This window comes from Rothia sp. HMSC069D01 (assembly GCF_001810135.1).
Taxonomy (GTDB): Bacteria; Actinomycetota; Actinomycetes; order Actinomycetales; family Micrococcaceae; genus Rothia.
Genome location: NZ_KV800099.1, coordinates 70,505 through 90,674, shown reverse-complemented (window position 1 = coordinate 90,674; position 20,170 = coordinate 70,505). Strand labels below are relative to the sequence as shown.

The following is a 20,170-nucleotide window of genomic DNA, read 5'->3' as shown; positions in this document are numbered from 1 at the left end:
GGACGCACGGCACACCGCCCGCCAGATTTGCCAGAAGGCGGCGAACATTTATTGAGAAAACCCCGTCGCATCCTCGCAATTGAGGATGCGGCGGGGTTTTATTGCACGGAAATCTTTGGGCTCAAGAGCCCAATCCTTAGGAGCTGAGCGTTAGGAGCTCAGCTTTAGGAGGCGGGGGTCTCCTGACGGAAACGCAAACGCCACAGGCCGCGCTCAGCGTCGTAATGCCAGATACTTGAACGGCTCACGCGGCCGCGCGCGGTGGCAACCGCCGCCATGACCAGCACGCTAGAAGAATCCAGCACCTGCACGCCCTGCTTGAGCGGGGCACCCTGCTGGGTGAAGGCGCGTTCACGGTACTGCAGCACCGAGGAGCGGGACACCGACTTGCCGGTGGCGGTCACCCACACCAGTCGCTCGTGCAGCATGGATTCCAGCTGCGCTGCTTCCATGGCGGAGCCGCGGCTTTCGAGCAGCTGTTCTGCGGCGGAGGCTTCCTCAGGGTTCAGGACAGCGGGGTTCGGAGCAGGCGCGGCGGGAGCGGTGCGCGCGGGAGCAGAAGCGGGCGCTTCCTCCACGGGTGCCTCAACCTGAGCGGACTCTACGGTCTGTGCGGGCGCCGCGGCGGGCTCTACGGCAGGCTCTACCGTCTGCTCTTCTGCGTGTTCTTCCGTCTCACCCAGCAGTTCCGCCGGGTCAACATCGTTCGGGTCCAGACCCGCGAATTCTTCCAGGCCGGTCAAGTCATCCTCTTCTTCCGTCTGCGCGGCATTGGATGCCTGCTGAGCGGTCTCCTGCTGGCGCGCCAGTGCCTTTGCGTCACGCTCGGCGGCACGCTCTGCCGCGAGCGCCAGCTGTTCCTTGCGGGTGCGGACCGCCTCCGGGTCGGGGGCGTTCACCGCGGAGGCGGGGCGCAGCAGACCGGACAGGCGCAGGCTCTCCACGCCGCGCTGGGCGTTCTCAATCTCGGCTGCGGTGAATTCCTGCACGGGCAGGTGGGCGTCCGCGGAAGACTCGGAGGGCGCTGCCCCAGAGAGCGCAACCTCAGAGAGGGCAACGTCAGAGAGTGCAGGTTCTGCAGCCGGAGCATTCACAATCGGCGCTTCAACAGCCACAAGCTCCACAGCCGCAGCCGCAGGTTCAGCAGAGGCACCGAAGCCGGGGCCGTGCGCAGGTTCGCGACCCTCCTGATAGGCGCGCGCGGCACCATTCGCCAGGGAGTCCGCCTTCTCATTGAGCTCGTGACCGGCGTGGCCCTTCACCCAAATAAACTCGTAGTCGCGGCCGGTCAGCGCCTGATCCAGCGCCTCCAGAAGATCGCGGTTGAGCACGGGCTTGCCATCAGACTTCTTCCAGCCCTTCTTCTTCCAGCCGGGCATCCACTTGGTCAGCGAGTTAATGACGTACTGGCTATCGCAGTACACGCGTAGCTTCGCCTCCGGGCGGGATGCGGTCGCCTCGAACAGGTCCAGGACCGCCTTGAGCTCACCCATGTTGTTGGTGCCGTGCGCCCAGCCGCCACTCGCCCAGTGGTCGTCGTCGATATACCATGCCCAGCCCGCCGGTCCGGGGTTGCCCAGCGCCGAGCCGTCCGCTGCGGCAATAATCTCTTGCGTGCTGTTCACGGTACCTTCTTTCTGCGCTGCCGCCCCTCTAGCGTGCAGGCGGCAGTCCGTAATGATGTCTGTGATGACTTTACCGCACCGGCGGCGAGGGTGCGTAGCGCACGGTTACAGCTGTGGACAACCTAATGCAGCCTCGCACGCGCCATTTGCCGTAATGCCGGGCGGGTACACTAAACCTATGAGCTATTCTGCCCCCGAAACACCCAGCGCACAGCACCCGGAGCGCCCTACCGCCCGCCCGAGCGAGCGCGTGCAGATTTTCGCTCTTCCCACCCGCACGATGTACGGCTCCCTGCGTTTTAGCTGGTTGAGCTACCTGGGGCTTGCTGAGCAGCAGCATGCGGCGCAGTTGCCGACCTCCACGGCGGCGGTCAGCTACCTGAGCACTCAGGCGCTTATGCGCGCTATGGCGGCGGCGCGTCTGGATGTGCCGTCCAGTGCCGCTTCTGAGATTGAGGTGGATCGTTCCTGCACCCTGTGCACCAGCGGTAAGAAGCACGGTAAGCCGCGTATTGCGGGCGTAAATTTCAATATGTCGCAGGTGAATCCGCTGGTGGTGGGCGCGTTTAGTCGTAATTCCTCGGCGGTGCTCGGCGTGGATGTTGAGACCCTGGATGCGCGCCTGTTCTCCGGTTTTGCGCGTCTGGCACTCTCCAATGAAGAACGTACGTTCTACGAGCGGGTGGCGCAGGAACGCCCCGCCCCCGTACTGCACCTGCTCTCTGTGGCGCTGTGGACCGCTAAGGAGGCGGTGCTCAAGGCAACCGGCCACGGTCTGAGCGTGGTGCCGTCCCTGGTTCGGGTGCAGCTCACCGATGGCCTGCTGGATGCGCTCGAACTTGCCATGAACGAGGAGGTCCCGGGGGACCTTCTGGGTAGCGACGCTCCCGAGCCGACCGCCCTGCGTGTACTGACTCAGGACAGCTTGACCGCCCAAGCGGCCTTTAGCGCGCCCCATGTCGGTAATCAGGGTGACGATCAGGACGGCGAGGCTATCGAGCGAAGCTTTAGCCTGCAGTGGGTACCCGTGGCACTGCCCGACGCGGAGAACCCCGAGCACGCGCAGAAGATGCTCATCGCCCTGGCAGTGGAGAACCCTACCGAGGGTGAGCCCGCGCAGGTTGAGGCTCAGCTTCTGCCGGTGGCTACTCCCCTGGAGCTCAAGCGCCTGCTCACCGATTAGCCAGGCTCAATCCCTCATAACAACAACGACTGAACGCGCCCGCCACGACGGCGAGCGCGTTCGGTCGCTTCCACCCCGCGCGGGGCGGTTCGAAAAGAGTTTTAGGGGGTATCTTCGCCCAGGGTATCCACGCCCAGTGCGCGACCGAAGCTGCCGAGCTTCGTACCGGTCTCGGTGTGCTCCAGCTCCGGGTCGGACTCAGCCACGATACCCGCGCCAGCGTACAGCACCGCCTCCTCCGGGCTGACCTGGGCGCAACGCAGCACCAGCGCCCACTCGCCGTTACCCTCGGCATCCATGTAGCCGACCAGTCCGCCAAAGTAGCGGCGCTCGAAAGACTCCAGCTGGCGAATCAGATCGAGTGCTTTCTCGGTGGGGGCACCGCAAATCGCGGGGGTCGGGTGGATCGCGCGGGCACCGTCCAGGCAGGTCAGCCCCTCCTTCAGCACGCCGTCGATGGGGGTCGCCAGGTGCCACAGCTGCGGGGTCTGTAGCAGCGAGGGCACCTGCGGTACGTTCAGCTCCTCGGCGATGGGTGCCAGGCGCTTGGCAATATCGTTAATGACGTAGGCGTGCTCGTGGCGGTCCTTCGGCGAGGCGAACAGGCGGTCACGAATCGCCTCGTCCTCGGCGCTACCGGGCTCGGCAATGCGCGGGGCGCTACCGGCAAGCGGGTGGGTCTTGAAGGCGCGGCCCTCGGTGCGGAACACCAGCTCCGGGGAGGCACCCATCAGGTAGCTTCCGTTCATGCCGCGCTCACCGTCGGGCAGGCGCACCGCAAAGTTGAACGCGGAACGCTGCTGGGCGCGCAGGTTGTTGTACAGCGCCTCCAGGTTGAGGGCGCCGGGTGCGTAGTGGGCGGTGAGCACACGCGAAAGCACAATCTTGCTCAGCTCACCCGCCTTCATACGCTCCACGGCGGTCGCCACGGCGGCACGGAACCGGTCGTTCTGCCGACCGGTGACCGATACCGGCTCGGCAAGCGCCACGGTCTGCTCGGGGACCGGCACCTGCTGCTCCTCCAGGCGTTCGGGCACGAAGAGGTAGGCGGACATATCCGGGTCAAAAGGAATCAGGCCCACGACGGCGCTACCGGCACGTTTCGCCTCGTCCAGGGCATTATCGAAGGTGACAGGGGTCATCGCACCGGATGCGCGCAGGACGCGGGTGCCGGTGGCAAAGATAAAGTCGGGAAGGTTCGTCATCGTACTTCTATCAGTGGTGTGTGGGGTCGCGCCGGGCATCTAAACGCCGGACGCGGGGTGCCGTTAGAGGGTCGCACCGCCGTCGGCGACAATCTCCTGCATGGTGATGTGGCGGGCCGCCTCCGAGATGAGGAAGGCGTTGACCGCCGCAATATCCGCCGGGTCGGCAATACGGCGCAGCGGAATGCCCAGACGGAACGTTTGCGGGTTACCGGCAACCGGCAGGGCGGAGCGGTCCTCACCCTCCCAGGCGTCAGTCACCATAGGGGTTCGGGTGGTGCCGGGGCAGACCGAGTTCACGCGAATACCGTGCGCGGCAAGCTGCAGACCGAAGCTGGAACTCACGCGCGCCGCCGAGGCCTTCGATGCACCGTAGGCACCAAACTCCGCGCGGGGCACACGTGCCGCGTTGGAGGCGACCGCCACCAGGGAGCGGCTGTTCGCCGGGTCGCTCTCCTGCTGGTCAATCATGATGCGCGCGAATTCGCGCAGACACAGGAACACGCCGTCGGAGTTGACCGCGTGCAGACGCTTCCATGTGGCGAAACTGGTTTCCAGTAGCGGCTGGCTGTGGGCGATGCCCGCGGCGAGCACCGCACCGGTGATGGGTTCGTCGAGTGCGGCCACGGCGTTGGCGAGGGCGGTGACGGACTCTTCGCTCGTAACGTCTACGGCGCGGTAGCGGAAGATCGCGTCCCCGTAGGTACCGAAGGAGGCAATGGGCTGCTCCGCGAGGTCAGCCGCAAACACCGAATAACCGTTCTTGATGAGCTGGTGGACGGTTGCCTCACCAATACCGCCGTTCGCGCCGGTCACAATGACCCAGCTCATGCGCGCGCCTCCTCAGCAGTCTCAGCCTTCTCAGCAGTCTCAGCCTTCTCAGCACCTTCTGCAGCATGCAGGTCGGCGAGTACATCGGCGGTGTTCAGCACGCGGGCGCAACGACCCGAAGCGTACTCGCACGCTATGCGGTGCTCCTCCTCCGAGAAGTCGGCGAGCGCATCCGCGACCATGAACGGCTGAATATCGCGCATGAACGCCTCCAGGGCGGTGGTCAGGCAGCCAATGTGCGCGTACACGCCGCCGATAATGAGCTGATCGCGACCGGACTCCTTGAGCAGGTCCTCGAAGGGGCTGCGCACGAACGCGGAGTAGCGCCACTTGGTCAGCACGGTGTCGCGGTCGGTGGGTGCCAGTTCGTCGAGGATGCGGGCGGACTCGTCGTTCTGCAGGCCGTCGCCCCAGAAGTCGATGAGCAGACGGCGGTCTTCGGGGTTCTGGCGCGGCGGCTGTGCGGTGTAGTAGACCGGGATTCCGGCGGCGTGGGCGGCGTCAATGAGGCGGCGCAGGTTCCGAATGGCGATGTTAATCTGGGCGTCCGGGTTGTTGTTACCCTCACCCAGGTTGGCCCCTTCGAAAGCCTGGACGAAGTGTACCTGCATGTCGTGTACGAGCAGTACAGCGCGGGAGGGGTCCACGGGCCAGCTCACGCGGTTGCTGTGTTCACGGTCGACGTAGGTGTAGGGCTTGATTTTGGGCAGTGCCATGATTCTCCCGGTTCGTGCCTTTGGTTTTCGGTTGTATGCGCGGCGCAGGCGGTGCGCTGTGGTGGGTGTAGCAGCGAGTGGGTGTCTCCTCCGAGCCCTCTCGCGCTGACCACCCAATCGGTGAGCTTGCGCTTATCTCATAACCATCTTAGGGCATGCTTAGCTACTAGGTATATATGAGCCTTAACAAAAATGCTTCCCCACCCGTACCTCCGTTGACAGCACAACGGGCGGAACGGGCAGGGAAGCACTCAGACAAGCAGAAACGCTATACGAACCGCGAATCCAGACGCGATTCTAGTTCGACTAGTTCACGGGCGCCGCGACGGCAAGAACCTCATTCAGGCCCTCAGTGATCGAGGGGTGAGTGTAAATCTCATCGCGTAGCTGCGAAGCAGTAATGCCGTGGCGCATCGCCAGAGCCACCAGGTTAATAACCTCCATGGACTCGATTACCAGCAGCTGGGCACCCAGAATCTGGTCGGTCTGCGCGTCAATCACGAACTTCATGATGCCGCGCGGGTTCTCCTGGGTCTTCGCACGCGGCATCGCGGCAACTGCGGCAACCGGCTTCGAAGCGACCTTCACCTTGTGGCCAGCCTCGATTGCTTCACGCTCGGTCAGGCCCACGGAAGACAGCGGCGGGTTCATGTAAATGGTCGAAGCCACTGCCTTGCGGTCCTTAGTGGAGCGGGAACCGTCACCGACCAGCTGGGAGAGCACCACGCGGTAGTCATCCATGGAGATGTAGGTGAACTGCGGGCCGCCGTTCACGTCACCGAGCGCGAAAATGTTCGGCACGGTGCTACGCAGGTGCTCATCCACGACAATTGCGCCGCGGTCGTTGGTTTCGATGCTGGTGTTCTCCAGGCCCAGACCCTCGGTTGCGGGCTTGCGGCCGGTTGCAACCATCACGTAGTCCACCTCCAGCTGCTGGGTAGCGCCCTCGGAGTCGAGGTAGGTCACGGTCACCGAGTCAGCGCCGTCCTTGAAGGACTGCACACGCACGCCGGTGTGAGCGGTAATGTCCTGGTCTGCGATAATCTCGCGGGCAACCTGGGCGACATCCTCGTCGTAGCGGCCGAAGAGGGCGGGTGCGCCGTCCAGAATGGTCACCTCGGTACCGTAGGAGGAGAAAATACCGGCGAACTCAACACCGATGGGGCCGCCACCGATAATGCCCAGGCGCTTGGGGCGCGGGGTGAGCTTCTGCAGCTCGGTGGAGGTGAGCACACGCTCAGATTCGCGGATACCCTCAATCGGCGGGATGACCGACACGGCGCCGGTGTTGACGATGAAGTAGTCGGCGGTAACGCGCAGGGTGTCCTCGCCCGCGGTAACCTCAACCTCGGTGTCGGAGATGAAACGTGCGTGACCATCAATGAGCTTAGCGGTCTCGTTGGACAGCAGGATTTCGCGGTTCTTGGCGCGCATCATGCCGGTCAGCTTGTCACGGAAAACCACGGCGGATTCGTAGGCGGCGTTTGCCTCTTCAAGGGTGCGCTCGCCGCTGGCGCGGAACTCATCGGCACGGTGAACCAGCGCCTTGGTGGGTACACAACCGATGTTGATGCAGGTGCCGCCGTACATGCCGGTGGACTGTTCGATGAGGGCAACGTTCTTACCGGTCTTGGCGTATGCGCCAGCGAGGGTCTTGCCGCCCTTGCCGAAGCCGATGACGACCATGTCAAAGTGCAGCTGAGCGGGGGTGGTCATAATATTCTCCTGTGAAATTTAGATGATGATGTCTTCACAGAGTTCAACGGGAAGAAATGAGTATTATTCCCGTGCGCCACATTTTTTCTTCCAAACCGACTCTTTCAAGGCGACTCTTTCAAGGCAGCGAACACGCGGGCGTAGACTGAAACTACCCGGCTCCCTGCGAGGAGCCAGCATCTTCAGGAGGATTCCATGAAAACCCACGACATTCTGCGTGACGCCGCCAGCCGCCCCGGCATCGAAGCCGCCGTAGCCGTCAAGGGGCTATCAGCTGAGGCGCTCAACGCCCACCCGGGCGGGCACCCGAACTCTATTGCGTGGCTACTCTGGCACGCCGGACGGCAGATGGACATGCAGCTTTCCGCCCTGAACGGTCAGCCGCAGGTCTGGGAGGCTCAGGGCTTCAGGGAACGTTTCAACCTGGGCGAGCTTGGCGACACCATAGGTTACGGCCACACCCCCGAGCAGGCACGCTCCATCGTGGTTGCAGATTCTGCCCTGCTGGTGGAGTACCTTGTGGCAACCGGCGAGGCGCTCGCGGCCTACGCGCAGACGCTGAGCGAGGCTGATTTGAGCGAGGTTATTGACCGTTCGTGGACTCCGGCGGTGACTCGCGGTGTGCGCCTGGTCAGCCTGATTGACGACGCAGCCCAGCACGTAGGCCAGGCGGCGTACGCGGCGGGTATTCTCGCGGCACAGGATTTCGCGGCGCAGGGATAGAATTTCACGCCCGCTAGAGGGGAACGAAAAAGCGGTGGCGCCTCGGACACAACCAGCCCGAGACGCCACCGCCCGGTTGCGGGCAACCCCGATAACACCGCGAGCAGATAATATTTCGGCGAGAAGATAACGGACTGTTATCTGCTCGCGCATCTTGTGTCTTGTTTCGCCTCGGTTACAGCGTTCTTACCCGTGATAGAATCCACAGTATTATGAGACGCACCACAGACCCTTCGCCTGAGCACCCTGAATCACCTGCGTCGCGCATTCCAACAAACACACCAGACGCGACCGCAAAACCCACATCAGCAACGCCGCTGAACGCACGCGGGCAGCTCACGCTCCTGACCGCGCAGGTTTCTGATGCTCTTGCGTCCAGTATCCAAGCTATCGCCATGCCCCTGCTGACCTACGGCGCCACCGGCGACCTCGCCCACTCCGCTATCGTCATGGTCGTCGAGGCAGTCCCCGTCATCCTCTTCGCACCATTCGCAGGCGCTATCGCCGACAAATTCAACCGCAAAACCCTCACCGTCAGCTTCAGGCTCGCCAGCGCCGCCCTACTCATCGCATCCCCAGCCCTCTACGCCGCCGCAGGACTACCCGCCTTCCTCACCATCGCATTCCTCGTCTCAACCTTCGGCACCTTCTCATCCCCCGCAGCCTCCGCCGCCATGCCCTCCCTGCTCGGCGACGACTACCAAAAATACATGGCACGCCGCGGCAGCCTCATCTTCCTCGCCCAAACCCTCGGCCCCACCATCGCAGCCGCCGTCGCATCCTTCACCACCCCAGCCCTCGCCGTCGGATTCGCAGGCACCCTCAACCTGCTCGCTGCCCTCACCGTCGCCACCATACGCAACTACGACCTCACCCACGCCGAACGCACCGCCACCGTGCAGGAACACCACACCGGCAGACTCCTGCGCGAAGGCGCCGCCTACACCGCACACAACCCCATCGTGCGCGGTATGCTCACCTTCTGGTTCCTCTCCATCGCCGCCGTACCCATCACCACCCTGCCCATGCTCGAATACCTCACCCGCGGCCTCGGGCACGACTACACCGCCTTCGGAATCGCAACTTCCGTCTACGCCGCCGGATGCGTGATCAGCTCCTGGCTTTCAGCCAAACTCGGCGTCGGTACAGGCGCCGGGCGGGTGCGTATGACCAAACGCGGGTGGATGTGCATCTCCGGACTCGGCTACGGCGCCGTTTGTCTGAGTATGGGACTACACCCGGCGCTGTGGGCGGTACTCGTGCTCTGGTTCATCTGGGGCATGTTCTACGGACCCGAAGAAGTGCTCGGGCAAGTCCTCTTCGCAGACGCTATCGACGAACACATGCGCGGGCGCGTCTACAGCTTCATGGGTGTGGTTTTCTCCCTAGCGGGTATGGTCGGGTACCTCATCACCGGATGGGCGGTACCAGCGTTCGGCGCGATCAACACCATTGTTACCGGAGGGGCACTCTTCATCATCGCCACCGTATTCACGTTCATTCTCGGCCCGACTGCGCGAGCGATACGGGCGCAGGAATCGCGGAATGAGGCAAAGAGCCGTGCGGGTGCATGACTGTGCTCTGTATATCGCCTCGGGGCATCATCGCCTCACCTCCGCCACGTTGCGGGCAACCCTGATAACACCGCGAGCAGGTGATTTTTGGCCGAGCATGCAGGAAAAATACTACCTGCTCGGCCAAAAATCACCTGCTCGCGCCCTAGTGTTATGTATCTGCTCGCGGACTTGGGATAGGAATGAGCGCTTGACCCGAGAAACCTACCCGCGCTTCAGCAACGTCATAACCTCATAGTGGTCCGTATGCGGGAACATGTCCAGCACACGGCCCTGCACCGGCGCATACGAGGGCATACGCTCCAGATCCTTCGCCAAAGTCACCGCGTTACAGCTCGAATACACCACAAGGTCAATACCCGAACCCTCAATCCACGCACACAAGCTCTCACCAATACCGCGGCGCGGCGGATTCACCACCAGCATCTGCGGCACCGCGCCCGAAGACACCGCGAACTCCGGCGCATCCTGAGCCGAAAAGTCCACGCCCTCCAGACCGTACTCAGCGACCGTGCGCTGTGCCGAAGCAACCGCCTCCGCACTAATCTCAATGCCCGTCACCGAGCCGCCATCCATCACCGAAGAGGCATGCAGGGCAAAACCGCCCACACCGCAGTACAGATCCCACAGCGAGCGCGGAGCCACCTCACGCACCCACTCACGGCCCTGCGCATACATCGCCTCAGCGACCTTCGTGTTCGTCTGGAAGAAGCTCTGCGGACGCAAATGCAGGGTCAGGTCATTCACCTGCATCGGCAGGGTCTGACGCTCCGAGAGAATAATCTCCTCATCACCCTCAACGCGCGCCACCGGCTCACGCAGCAGGTTCACCGACAGCACTGCCAGGTTCGGCAGCCGCTCCTGTAGCCAGCCCATCTGGCGGCGAATCGGCACCAGAAGCTTCTTCGAACGCAGCACGAAACGCACCATCAGCTCACCCGCCGCCGAAGCAGTCACCAGAATATTCTTCAGCTCACCGCGACGGTTCGGAATGTCATAAGGGGTCAGGTCTGCACGCTGAATCAGCTCACGCAGCACCGGTATAGCCGCCTGAATCGGCTCCATATAGAGCGGGCATTCGCCAAGATCAGTGGAGGCACCCGTGCGGTAATCCACGATGCCGAGGGTCGGGTTCTTCGCCGAACCGCCCACCACGAGCTTCGCCTTGTTGCGGAAGCCCGCCTCCGCACTGGTCACCGGGTCCAGCCACTGTAGCTGCGGGTAGTTAGCGAGCAGGGCGCGGGCATGCTCCTGCTTCGCCTGCACCTGCGCGGTGTAGGCGGTCTCAATGCTGGGGCAGGAGGAGCAGAGGTCATCACGAAAATAGGCGCATTCCATAAGGAGCCATTCTACCGCCTCCACCGCCGGGACAGGACGCACGGGCACACAAAAGCGGGGGCGGCCACCCTTCATGGGTAGCCGCCCCCGCCTCATACGGATGCGGTGTGATTATGCCGGGTTAGTTTCCAGCGGCATCTCACCACCGAAGGTCACTTCGTGCCCTTCGGATTCCATAACTTTTTGCCCCATCAGGGACAAAAAGTTATTACATCATTCCGCCCATTGCGTCCGCACCGGGAGCAGCCGCGCCAGCGGGCTCCGGCTTGTTCGCAACAACAGCCTCAGTGGTCAGGAACAGACCAGCAATAGACGCAGCGTTCTGCAGAGCCGAACGGGTCACCTTCACCGGGTCAGCAATACCAGCAGCCATCAGGTCCTCGTACTCGCCGGTCGCAGCGTTCAGGCCGGTACCAGCAGGCAGGGAACGAACGCGGTCAACCACAACGCCCGGCTCCAGGCCAGCGTTAGCAGCGATCTGCTTCAGCGGTGCGTCAATAGCCACGCGCACAATGTTCGCGCCGGTCGCCTCGTCGCCGGTCAGCTCCAGCTTGTCGAAGACCTTCACGCCAGCCTGAATCAGAGCAACGCCACCACCGGGGACGATACCCTCCTCAACGGCAGCCTTAGCGTTACGCACAGCATCCTCAATGCGGTGCTTACGTTCCTTCAGCTCAACCTCGGTTGCGGCACCAGCCTTCAGCACAGCAACACCACCGGCGAGCTTAGCCAGGCGCTCCTGCAGCTTCTCACGGTCGTAGTCGGAGTCAGAGTTAGCGATCTCTGCGCGAATCTGAGCAACGCGACCCTCGATAGCCGCTGCGTCGCCTGCACCCTCAATGATGGTGGTCTCGTCCTTGGTCACAACGACCTTGCGAGCGGAACCGAGCATGTCCAGGGTTGCTGCGTCCAGGGACAGGCCAACCTCTTCGGTAATGACCTGGCCACCGGTCAGGATAGCGATATCAGCCATCTGAGCCTTACGGCGGTCACCGAAGCCCGGAGCCTTCACAGCAACGGACTTGATGGAGCCGCGCATCTTGTTCAGCACCAGCAGAGCCAGAGCCTCACCCTCAACGTCCTCAGCAACGATCAGCAGCGGCTTGCCGGACTGCATGACCTTCTCCAGGACGGGGACGAGGTCCTTCACGTTCGAAATCTTCTGGTTCACAACCAGGATGTAGGGGTCCTCCAGGACTGCTTCCTGACGCTCCGGGTCGGTCACAAAGTAACCGGACAGGAATCCCTTGTCGAAGCGCATACCCTCGGTCAGCTCCAGGTGCAGGCCGAAAGTGTTGGAGTCCTCAACGGTGATGACGCCTTCCTTGCCGACCTTCTCCATTGCCTCAGCAATGAGCTTGCCGATCTCAGCGTCGCCAGCGGAAATAGAAGCGGTTGCAGCGATCTCTTCCTCGGTCTCAACTTCCTTCGCGGAGGAGAGCAGAGCCTCGGTCACAGCCTCAACAGCCTTCTCAATGCCGCGCTTGAGGCTCAGCGGGTCAGCGCCAGCAGCCACGTTGCGCAGGCCCTCGCGAACCAGTGCCTGAGCCAGAACGGTAGCGGTGGTGGTACCGTCACCTGCGATGTCGTCAGTCTTCTTAGCAACTTCCTTGACGAGCTCCGCACCAATCTTCTCGTACGGATCCTCCAGCTCGATTTCCTTCGCGATCGAGACACCGTCGTTGGTGATGGTGGGGGCGCCCCACGCCTTCTCCAGCACAACGTTGCGGCCGCGGGGGCCGAGGGTCACCTTCACTGCATCGGCGAGGGTGTTCAAACCGCGCTCAAGGCCGCGGCGTGCCTCTTCGTCAAAAGCAATGAGCTTTGCCATAAGTGTCCTCCTGGACGATCGGATTTTTTCCTTCACCCCTGCGGGTGCGGTACATCTAAAATCGGGTGGCTGCCCCTCCACAACGCCCCCGTTACGGAGGTGCGGGCAGAGCAGGGCATAAAGCACCCGAACGCTACATCAATTGTGGCACCCGCACCGGCATGGAGCAAACGTTTAAGCCCAAGGTTGAAGGGTTAATCGCCCAGTGCTTAATCTGCGCTCATCAACCCCGTCAAAAGGGGCGTTATCGGTGTGCCCGCCGGGAGTGCGGGAGGGGTGTTAAAAGCATCAACCCCACCCGGCGCATCAGTGGAATTGCGCGGATGGGGTTGAGCAGAAGTCGTTATGGATGAAACAGCTGGCACGGGCTTAGAGTCGCGGGCTTAGAATCACCCGAGCAACCGCCTAAACCTATTCCGCGGCAGTAGCGGAGGCGGTGTAATCCGACGACAGAATCACGATGACCTCGTGGTTGCCCATCTCAACGTTGGCGGTCGCCTGGCGCACCTGAGTAATGCCCAGCTTCGAGGCGATGCTCTGCGCCTGCGACTGGTAGCCCTCAGCGTAGTAGACCACGCTGGTTGCAGGAGCCACACCGGTGTAATTCGCGGTCTCGTTAATGGTGTAGCCGGTCAGCAGAGCCGCCGCGCTGGAGGCGCTACCCGCCGGAGCCGCCGCATTGTAGACCGCCACAGAGATGGACTCAGCCAGACCGGTCTTCGTGGCGCTTGCCGACGCAGAAGCCTTAGCCGGCGCAGAGGACGCCGACGCACTTGCGGGGGCGGAGCTGCTCTTCGCGGTGGACGCCGAGTACTGCGGGGAGGCGGTGCGCGGCGCGTACACGTACATTGCGCCGCCGATGAGCAGACCAACTACGCCTGCAGCTACCAGGGGGATAGCGCCCTTGGGGCTCTTTGCCGGGTCAGCATTGACCGCGCGGTAGGTTCCGCGGCGGGCGGTATTTTCGTCTACCTCATCAAATTCGTCGCGGGGGTAGCTCATTTATCCTCATTTCACGGGTCTCTGTTTACCGGCTGGTACCGTGCCTCCCTGCCTGGCACGCGGGCGCGGCTGCAGAAGGTGCGGTCTTGGTGTTCTAGTACCTAGAGTACCGGCTCAATTAGCGAGAACCAATGTGAACGCCCCGCAACCGGCTGTGAAAGAGACGGACACCGCACAGTGTTCAATCTCTGGTTGAACCTAAGGTGTGCGGGGTTGGATGCAGGAGTTGGAAGGCTCGCACGGCTCCCGCAATTCGAGCCCCTAGTCAGCGTCTCGGCGGGCGCGCAGAACGTCGATCATCTGCGGCGCTGCGGCGCGTACCCGCTCATCATCGAGCATCACATTCAGGCGCTGATAGTAGGCAATCGGGGTGAAACCGGCGGCGATAATCGCCTTCTCCTTGGAACCCTGGTGCTTGAAGCGGCGGCGCTCCACCTCAAGGATGCGGCGCTCCACCGGGGTCAGCCCGCCGGGTTGGCTCTGGGCTTCCGGCTGGTTTTCTATTTCCGCCTGGCTCTGCGCTTCTAATTGGCTCTGCGCTTCTAATTGGCTCTGTGCGGTTTCAGCGCGTTCCTGTTCTGACACGTTCCCTCCTGTCTGTAGCTCGCCCGCTGCGGCTGGCGTCTCCTAGCGTGTGTATTCGTCATCCCCTAGTCTAGAAGAGAAACCCAGCCTAGAAGAGAACCCTAGCCTAGAGGAGAGCCTCAGTCTAGAAGAGAACCTCAGTCTAGAGGAGAAGTATTCATCCCGCACCCGGCCCCGTCACCGTCCGGGTCGCATCAGCCCCAGGAGATTCATGAACCAGCCCCTCAGCAACATTATGAGCGAGGATTGGGCGGCAGCACTCGCCCCGGTCGAAGAGCAGATTCACGCCATGGGCGCTTTCCTGCGTGAGGAGCACGCGGCGGGGTATCGTACTTTCCCGCCTGCCGCTGATATTTTCAATGCGTTCCGCCGCCCGATGAGCCAGGTGAAGGTCCTCATTATTGGCCAGGACCCCTACCCTACTCCGGGCAATGCGATGGGTTTGTCGTTCTCGGTGCACCGCGGTATGCCGTTGCCTCGTTCGCTGAACAATATTTACAAGGAACTTGAGGACGACCTGGGTATTGCCCCGGCTGATCACGGCGACCTGTCCTGTTGGGCTGATGAGGGTGTCATGCTGCTCAACAGGGTTTTGACGGTGCGTGAGTCTGATGCGGGTTCGCACCGCGGCAAGGGTTGGGAGGAGATTACCGAGTGTGCTATTCGCGCTCTAGTGGCGCGTAACCAGCCGCTGGTGGGTCTGCTGTGGGGTGCGGATGCGCGCAAGTGCGCACCCATGTTGCAGCCGTACCCGAGCGTGGAGTCGGCGCATCCTTCGCCGCTGTCTGCTCGTCGTGGTTTCTTTGGTTCGCGCCCGTTTTCGACCGTGAATTCTTTGCTGGTGCAGCAGGGTGCGGAGCCGGTGGATTGGACGGTCCGCTAGGCGCAGCGTAAGAACCGGTGTAAAAGCTGGCGCAATGGGTGTAGCGAAGGGGCGGTAGCTTGTGAGTTGAACTCGCAAGCTGCCGCCCCTTCCCGCATCCAATATATGCAATATTGGCTATATACCCTTGAAAATAGGGTTAGGAATCTGCCGGTTCCACATTCCGCGGAGTCGTAAAATGCTGTAGCGCGTACTGCATCGTGTAATTACCCAACGCAACACCCGAAGCCATCGCCACCACAATCGAAACCGCCGTAATCATATTCTGCATACCCAGAATCACATCCGTCTCAACCGTCAACAAATACATGCCGCGGAAGAACGACAGACCCGGCAGCAAGAACGTAATCGCAGGAATTGAGAAAATCGCCTGAGGCACATGCAGACGGTACGCAAAATACGTGCTCAACGCACCAATCACAACCGCCGCACACGCCGTCGGACCGCGACCAGTACTTGGGCCAGCCAGTAGCTCATAACTGTAATACGCCGCCAGACCGCAGCCCGTAATGACCATCAGCCACCCGACCTTCACCAGCTTCGTCTGCAAGGTAATCGCAAAGGTCGCAATCGCCACCAGGAAGAAGAACGACGCCACCAGCGGGGTCGTCGGCTCAAAACGCAACTGCTCAATATCCAGGGTCGGGCCGTTGAAAATATTGATCGCACTCACCGCGGTCGCAATGCCAACCACCAGGCCCAAGAAGCTCATGCCCGTAGACACGAAACGACCCGCAGCCGTCACCGGGAAGCCATTAATCGCGTCCTGCACGGCACCCACCAGGCGCGGCGTTGGCAAGAACATAATCATGCCCGCAGCCACCACCAGAGGCGCCGAAATCGCCTCCCCTTGACGCTGCAGCACCGAAAGAATGGACCCTTCACCACCCAGCCAAATCGCCAAGAAGGTCATCAGACCCGCACTAGCAGCCATACGGAAGAACGCCGGAATGCCAATCGAACTCAACCACTGAATCAGCAGGTACACCGGAATAAAGATAATCGCCGCGCTCAACGCCGTCGCAAAGCTCGCACCCAGCGCCGCCGTCAGGGTTCCGGCACACGCCAGGTTCGCCAACCACACCACCAGAGGCGGGAACGGCTTGGGTCGGTGCGTAATCTGGTTCAGCTTCAAATCAGCCATTTCCAGGGTCATACCGCCGCGAGTGATCTTGTAGATCAGGCCGTACACTTCAGAAAGCGCCTCGTAGTTCTCCGTAGAGGAACGCACCACACGCACCAGGGTATGGGTGAAGCGCTCCTCAGCATTCGCATTGCGCTTGGCGATGCGGGACTCCATGTAAATATCGGGGTCCGACGTGTAGTTGATGGTCACCGACTGGTTCGTAATATCGACTTCCACCGAGTCCAGCCCGTACGCCGAAGAGACCGCAATAATCGCCGAGTCCACGTCCATTGCATCCGCACCGTAGTGGAACATCGCCTCCGCCAGGCGCAGGGTGAAGTTCAGAGTATCGCGGGCGTACTCCTTCTCACGGCGGAACGCCTCACGGCGCTCATGCTCCTCAGAGCGAATCGTCGGCACGAACTGGCGCTGCGCGATGCGCTGGGCACCGCGCGGGGCAGCGGGTGCCGCCTCCTCAGTGCGCACGAAGGAGCGGAAGCGACGCGAACCCCAGCGACCACCGCTACCGCGCCCAAACAGGCCGCGAGAGCCGCCCTCAACCAGCGGTACGGAGGTGGTGGGCATCGAGACAGGCCCGGTCTTCGGCATTGCGGTAGGATCCGCGCCGAAGCGGCGGGCTGCGTGAGAGTTGGGCACCTGCGGAATCATGCCGGTCATGGGCACCGGCTGGGAGGGGCGAGTCAGCGCTGCCTCAGTTACCAAGTTGCTGGATGTGACGGGGTTAGAGTCCTCACGGTACGCATCCAGGTCGTCATCAGGCACGAGGGAGGGGTCAATGACGGTGCGCGCGCCGTGGCCGTTAGGGGTCAGTTCGGGGTCGCATGTGGGCTCAACCGGCTCCTGCGCGGTGATGCCCATATCCGCTGCGGCCTCCTGCAGTACATCGCTGACAGCTTCTGCAGCGACGGTGCTCTCCTGGCTTGTCGCGGAGGTAGCATGCTGAGCCAGCACGCGGCGCAATTTCTCGTCGGTGACCTGGTCTAGTGAAACCAGGGGAAAACCGCGTTTACCGGCGATGTAGCCCGCGGTGGTGTTCTGCTCGCTTCCTTCCATTGCGGCAGTGTTCGCTTCGTCTGCATGCGAAGCTTCCCGCGATGTGGGGGTCGCGGGGGTGTTCCTCGATTCTGCCAATGTCCCTCCCAGATAGACAGTGCCTTTTTAGTCTAACAAGGGCACGATTCTGCGGTAGCACTGGAGAGCAGAAATATCACTTTTCTGCCCGGTGATTTTGTGAGCAAAAAGCGCTCTGCGGCACTTACGGCAGAAGGCTTCATTGATATGAAGAGAAATCCAGGTCATTACTGCACAGAAGATATTTTGGGAGATATTTCTAGAGCTATTTTCGAGGAAAAATAAAGGTTATATATACATTAAGATTTGCAGAGAAATATCCCCTATCTCCCCCCACTCACGCCTCAATAAAAAATGAATTATTCATAACAAAAAATATCCCGCCACCGAAGTGACGGGATATTCACGCTTTAAGGCTGTAGCCTTCACAGCATCCGAAGCGCACCGCTCAGGGTCACTTCAGAGGCGAAAGTCAATTACTCAGCGTCGTGGTCGGTCTCGAGGATCTTAACCAGCGAGTCAAGAGCCTCTTCAGCACCTTCGCCCTCAGCGCGCAGGACAACAACGTCGCCGTGCTTTGCACCCAGGGACATCAGGGACAGAATCGATGCAGCGTCCATAGCCTCATCTGCGGGCTCACCCTTAGCAGCGATGGTCACCTCAACGGGGAGGTCGCCAGCTGCCTCAGCGAAGATAGCTGCCGGACGTGCGTGCAGGCCAACACGGCTTGCAATAGTGGCTTCGCGCTCTGCCATTATGTTTCTCCTTTGATCAAGGAACCAAAAATATATCAGTCCCTATTCTAAATGAACGGGGCGCTTCAGGACCCGCCCTTACTCTATAAATTGTACCGTTCAGCCGTACGCTAACAAGTACAAAAATGCCGGATGCAGAAATAAAACTCCGCACCCGGCATTTTTATGGACCCGGGCACCGCCTAACACACCCCACCAAGGGGCGGCAGGCAGAACCCGGAATCGTTTTAAGGCTTAGAGGCCCAGCTCATCCAGAATCGGCAGAGCCTTGCGTGCGCTCTCCTTCGCCTCAGCAGAAGAAATCTGCTGCAGAGCGATAGCCGCAATCTGCTGTGCCTTCTCCTTGGTCACAGACTTCAGAACCGCAGCCACAGCGGGGATAGCGCCAGCGTTCATGGACAGGGTGTCAACACCCAGACCAATCAGAACAACAGCCAGAGCCGGGTCAGCCGCAGCCTCACCACAGACGCTCACGTACTTCTTCTTACCCGCGGTGACCGATGCACGCTGAGCACCCTCAACAGTCATCTTGATCATCTTCAGCACTGCAGGCTGCCAGGGGTTGTTCAGGTGCGCCAGGTCACCCAGCAGACGGTCAGCTGCCATGGTGTACTGGGTCAGGTCGTTGGTGCCGATGGACACGAAGTCGACCTCGCCCAGGATAGCCTCAGCGTTCATCACAGCTGCGGGGGTTTCAACCATCACACCGTGAACGGGCAGGCCGATCTCCTTGAGCATGTTCGCGAAGTTGCGTGCCTCGGAGGTGGTCGAAATCATCGGAGCCATAACCCAGATGTCCGCGTCGGAGTTCTCCGAAGCAGCCTTAATAGCCTCCAGCTGGCGGGTCAGAACGCCCGGAACGGTCCAGTCAGTACGGAAACCGCGAACACCCAGTGCGGGGTTCTCCTCGGGGTTCACGTTCAGGAACGGCAGGGGCTTGTCAGCACCAGCGTCCAGAGTACGAACCACAATGTGCTTGCCGGGGAATGCGTCAAACACGGACTTGTAGGTCTTAGCCTGAGTCTCGATAGAAGGCTCAGAGTCGTGGCCCAGGAAGCCGAACTCGGTGCGCAACAGGCCAACACCCTCAGCCTTCAGGCTTGCAGCCTTCTCAGCGGACTTGCCGTCACCAACGTTTGCGTACAGCTCAACGCGGGTGCCGTCAGCCAGCACACCCTGACCGTCAAAGTCAGCGACAGGCTTACGGTTTGCGTACTTGATTGCTGCCTCACGGTCAGCGTCGGTGGGCTCGGTGTCAACGATGCCTTCGTTGGAGTCCACGTAGACGACGGTGCCGTCAGCAATCTCGGTCACGCCCTTAGCCGCCACAATAGCGGGCAGACCCAGACCGCGAGCCAGAATAGCGGTGTGTGCCTGGGGGCCACCGTCAGAGGTAATCAGAGCGATAACCTTCTCGGGGTCCAAGGTCGCGGTGTCAGCCGGTGCCAGGTCAATAGCGGCCAGGATGAACGGCTCATCAGAAACGGGGATGCCGGGAGCCTGCTGGTCGGTCAGCTCAGCAACAATGCGGGCACGCACGTCGTGGATGTCGGTGACGCGCTCAGCCATGTAGCCACCCAGGGCAGCCATCTGGTCTGCGAAGGAGGTTGCAGCCTCCCAGATAGCGCGCTCGGGAGCCATCTCCTGAGTCTCAACCAGCTTAATAGCGCTCTTGATGAGTGCACGGTCGGTAGCCATCTGAGAGGTAGACTTCAGAACAGCCTTGCCGTCACGGCTAGCGTGCTCTGCACGAGCGAGCAGGTCTTCCTTCACGCGGACCGAAGCGTCCTTGATGCGCTGCGCTGCAGCCTCAGCGGTCTCACCGCTCAGACGCAGACCGTCCTTGGGTTCCTCGATGGGCTTAGGCATCTGAAGAACGGGGCCAATAACGCGGCCGGCGTATACGCCGACGCCCTTGTAGGTAGTCATAAATTCATGTCCTATCTGTGGTTTGTCTACAGTGTAACGTGTTTTTTCACGCTCAC

16 protein-coding genes are annotated in these 20,170 nt (G+C 61.5%); 4 read left to right on the top strand and 12 right to left on the bottom strand.

Annotated features, from left to right (window positions below):
* Positions 1-164: 164 nt before the first annotated feature.
* On the bottom strand, positions 165-1,625 hold the full coding sequence (locus HMPREF2710_RS04280; protein ID WP_070599694.1) for an RNase H family protein: 1,461 nt from the start codon (positions 1,623-1,625) through the stop codon (positions 165-167).
* Between the two features lie 178 nt (positions 1,626-1,803).
* Here HMPREF2710_RS04280 and HMPREF2710_RS04275 point away from each other — a divergent pair, with 178 nt between their 5' ends.
* The gene (locus HMPREF2710_RS04275) at positions 1,804-2,808 is read left to right on the top strand and encodes a 4'-phosphopantetheinyl transferase family protein (RefSeq protein ID WP_070599692.1); all 1,005 of its coding nucleotides are present in this window, start codon (positions 1,804-1,806) and stop codon (positions 2,806-2,808) included.
* 101 nt (positions 2,809-2,909) lie between these two features.
* On the opposite strand, the gene HMPREF2710_RS04270 is transcribed toward HMPREF2710_RS04275, so the two are convergent.
* The 4 genes from HMPREF2710_RS04270 to HMPREF2710_RS04255 form a co-directional block, all read right to left on the bottom strand.
* Entirely contained in the window at positions 2,910-4,013 is a 1,104-nt protein-coding gene (locus HMPREF2710_RS04270; RefSeq protein ID WP_070599691.1) for an isochorismate synthase, read from the bottom strand.
* A gap of 63 nt (positions 4,014-4,076) precedes the next feature.
* Positions 4,077-4,844: an SDR family oxidoreductase gene (locus tag HMPREF2710_RS04265; protein WP_070599689.1), complete on the bottom strand. Its 768-nt coding sequence runs from the start codon at positions 4,842-4,844 to the stop codon at positions 4,077-4,079.
* On the bottom strand, positions 4,841-5,560 hold the full coding sequence (locus tag HMPREF2710_RS04260; protein ID WP_070599687.1) for an isochorismatase family protein: 720 nt from the start codon (positions 5,558-5,560) through the stop codon (positions 4,841-4,843). The genes HMPREF2710_RS04265 and HMPREF2710_RS04260 overlap by 4 nt, the downstream gene beginning before the upstream one ends.
* A 306-nt stretch (positions 5,561-5,866) precedes the next feature.
* On the bottom strand, positions 5,867-7,276 hold the full coding sequence (locus HMPREF2710_RS04255) for an FAD-dependent oxidoreductase (protein ID WP_070599685.1): 1,410 nt from the start codon (positions 7,274-7,276) through the stop codon (positions 5,867-5,869).
* 195 nt (positions 7,277-7,471) lie between these two features.
* Here HMPREF2710_RS04255 and HMPREF2710_RS04250 point away from each other — a divergent pair, with 195 nt between their 5' ends.
* Together HMPREF2710_RS04250 and HMPREF2710_RS04245 are read left to right on the top strand one after the other, a co-directional pair.
* Positions 7,472-7,999, top strand: coding sequence for a mycothiol transferase (locus HMPREF2710_RS04250; protein ID WP_049353950.1), 528 nt, complete (start codon positions 7,472-7,474; stop codon positions 7,997-7,999).
* 212 nt (positions 8,000-8,211) lie between these two features.
* Positions 8,212-9,573 carry an MFS transporter gene (locus HMPREF2710_RS04245; RefSeq protein WP_246824527.1) on the top strand — a complete coding sequence of 454 codons (1,362 nt, stop codon included), beginning with the start codon at positions 8,212-8,214 and terminating at the stop codon, positions 9,571-9,573.
* A 204-nt stretch (positions 9,574-9,777) separates the two neighbouring features.
* Here HMPREF2710_RS04245 and rlmC read toward each other — a convergent pair whose 3' ends face one another.
* The 4 genes from rlmC to HMPREF2710_RS04225 form a co-directional block, all read right to left on the bottom strand.
* On the bottom strand, positions 9,778-10,911 hold the full coding sequence (rlmC, locus tag HMPREF2710_RS04240) for a 23S rRNA (uracil(747)-C(5))-methyltransferase RlmC (RefSeq protein WP_070599683.1): 1,134 nt from the start codon (positions 10,909-10,911) through the stop codon (positions 9,778-9,780).
* Positions 10,912-11,119: 208 nt separating this feature from the next.
* Positions 11,120-12,742: a chaperonin GroEL gene (gene groL, locus HMPREF2710_RS04235; protein ID WP_049346117.1), complete on the bottom strand. Its 1,623-nt coding sequence runs from the start codon at positions 12,740-12,742 to the stop codon at positions 11,120-11,122.
* Positions 12,743-13,153: 411 nt separating this feature from the next.
* Complete coding sequence (locus tag HMPREF2710_RS04230; protein WP_049340902.1) at positions 13,154-13,744, bottom strand: LytR C-terminal domain-containing protein; 591 nt, start codon at positions 13,742-13,744, stop codon at positions 13,154-13,156.
* Positions 13,745-14,005: 261 nt separating this feature from the next.
* Positions 14,006-14,329, bottom strand: coding sequence for a DUF3263 domain-containing protein (locus tag HMPREF2710_RS04225; RefSeq protein WP_070599681.1), 324 nt, complete (start codon positions 14,327-14,329; stop codon positions 14,006-14,008).
* Positions 14,330-14,540: 211 nt separating this feature from the next.
* Between HMPREF2710_RS04225 and HMPREF2710_RS04220 the strand changes: the two genes are divergently transcribed.
* Positions 14,541-15,212: a uracil-DNA glycosylase gene (locus tag HMPREF2710_RS04220; RefSeq protein WP_070507220.1), complete on the top strand. Its 672-nt coding sequence runs from the start codon at positions 14,541-14,543 to the stop codon at positions 15,210-15,212.
* A 139-nt stretch (positions 15,213-15,351) separates the two neighbouring features.
* Here the strand turns inward: HMPREF2710_RS04220 and HMPREF2710_RS04215 are convergent, their stop codons facing one another.
* The 3 genes from HMPREF2710_RS04215 to ptsP all read right to left on the bottom strand — a co-directional run bounded on the left by HMPREF2710_RS04215 (position 15,352) and on the right by ptsP (position 20,114).
* On the bottom strand, positions 15,352-17,490 hold the full coding sequence (locus tag HMPREF2710_RS04215; protein WP_070507221.1) for a threonine/serine exporter family protein: 2,139 nt from the start codon (positions 17,488-17,490) through the stop codon (positions 15,352-15,354).
* A 416-nt stretch (positions 17,491-17,906) separates the two neighbouring features.
* Positions 17,907-18,185: an HPr family phosphocarrier protein gene (locus HMPREF2710_RS04210; protein ID WP_005504506.1), complete on the bottom strand. Its 279-nt coding sequence runs from the start codon at positions 18,183-18,185 to the stop codon at positions 17,907-17,909.
* A 234-nt stretch (positions 18,186-18,419) separates the two neighbouring features.
* On the bottom strand, positions 18,420-20,114 hold the full coding sequence (gene ptsP, locus HMPREF2710_RS04205) for a phosphoenolpyruvate--protein phosphotransferase (protein ID WP_012902843.1): 1,695 nt from the start codon (positions 20,112-20,114) through the stop codon (positions 18,420-18,422).
* Between the last annotated feature and the right edge of the window lie 56 nt (positions 20,115-20,170).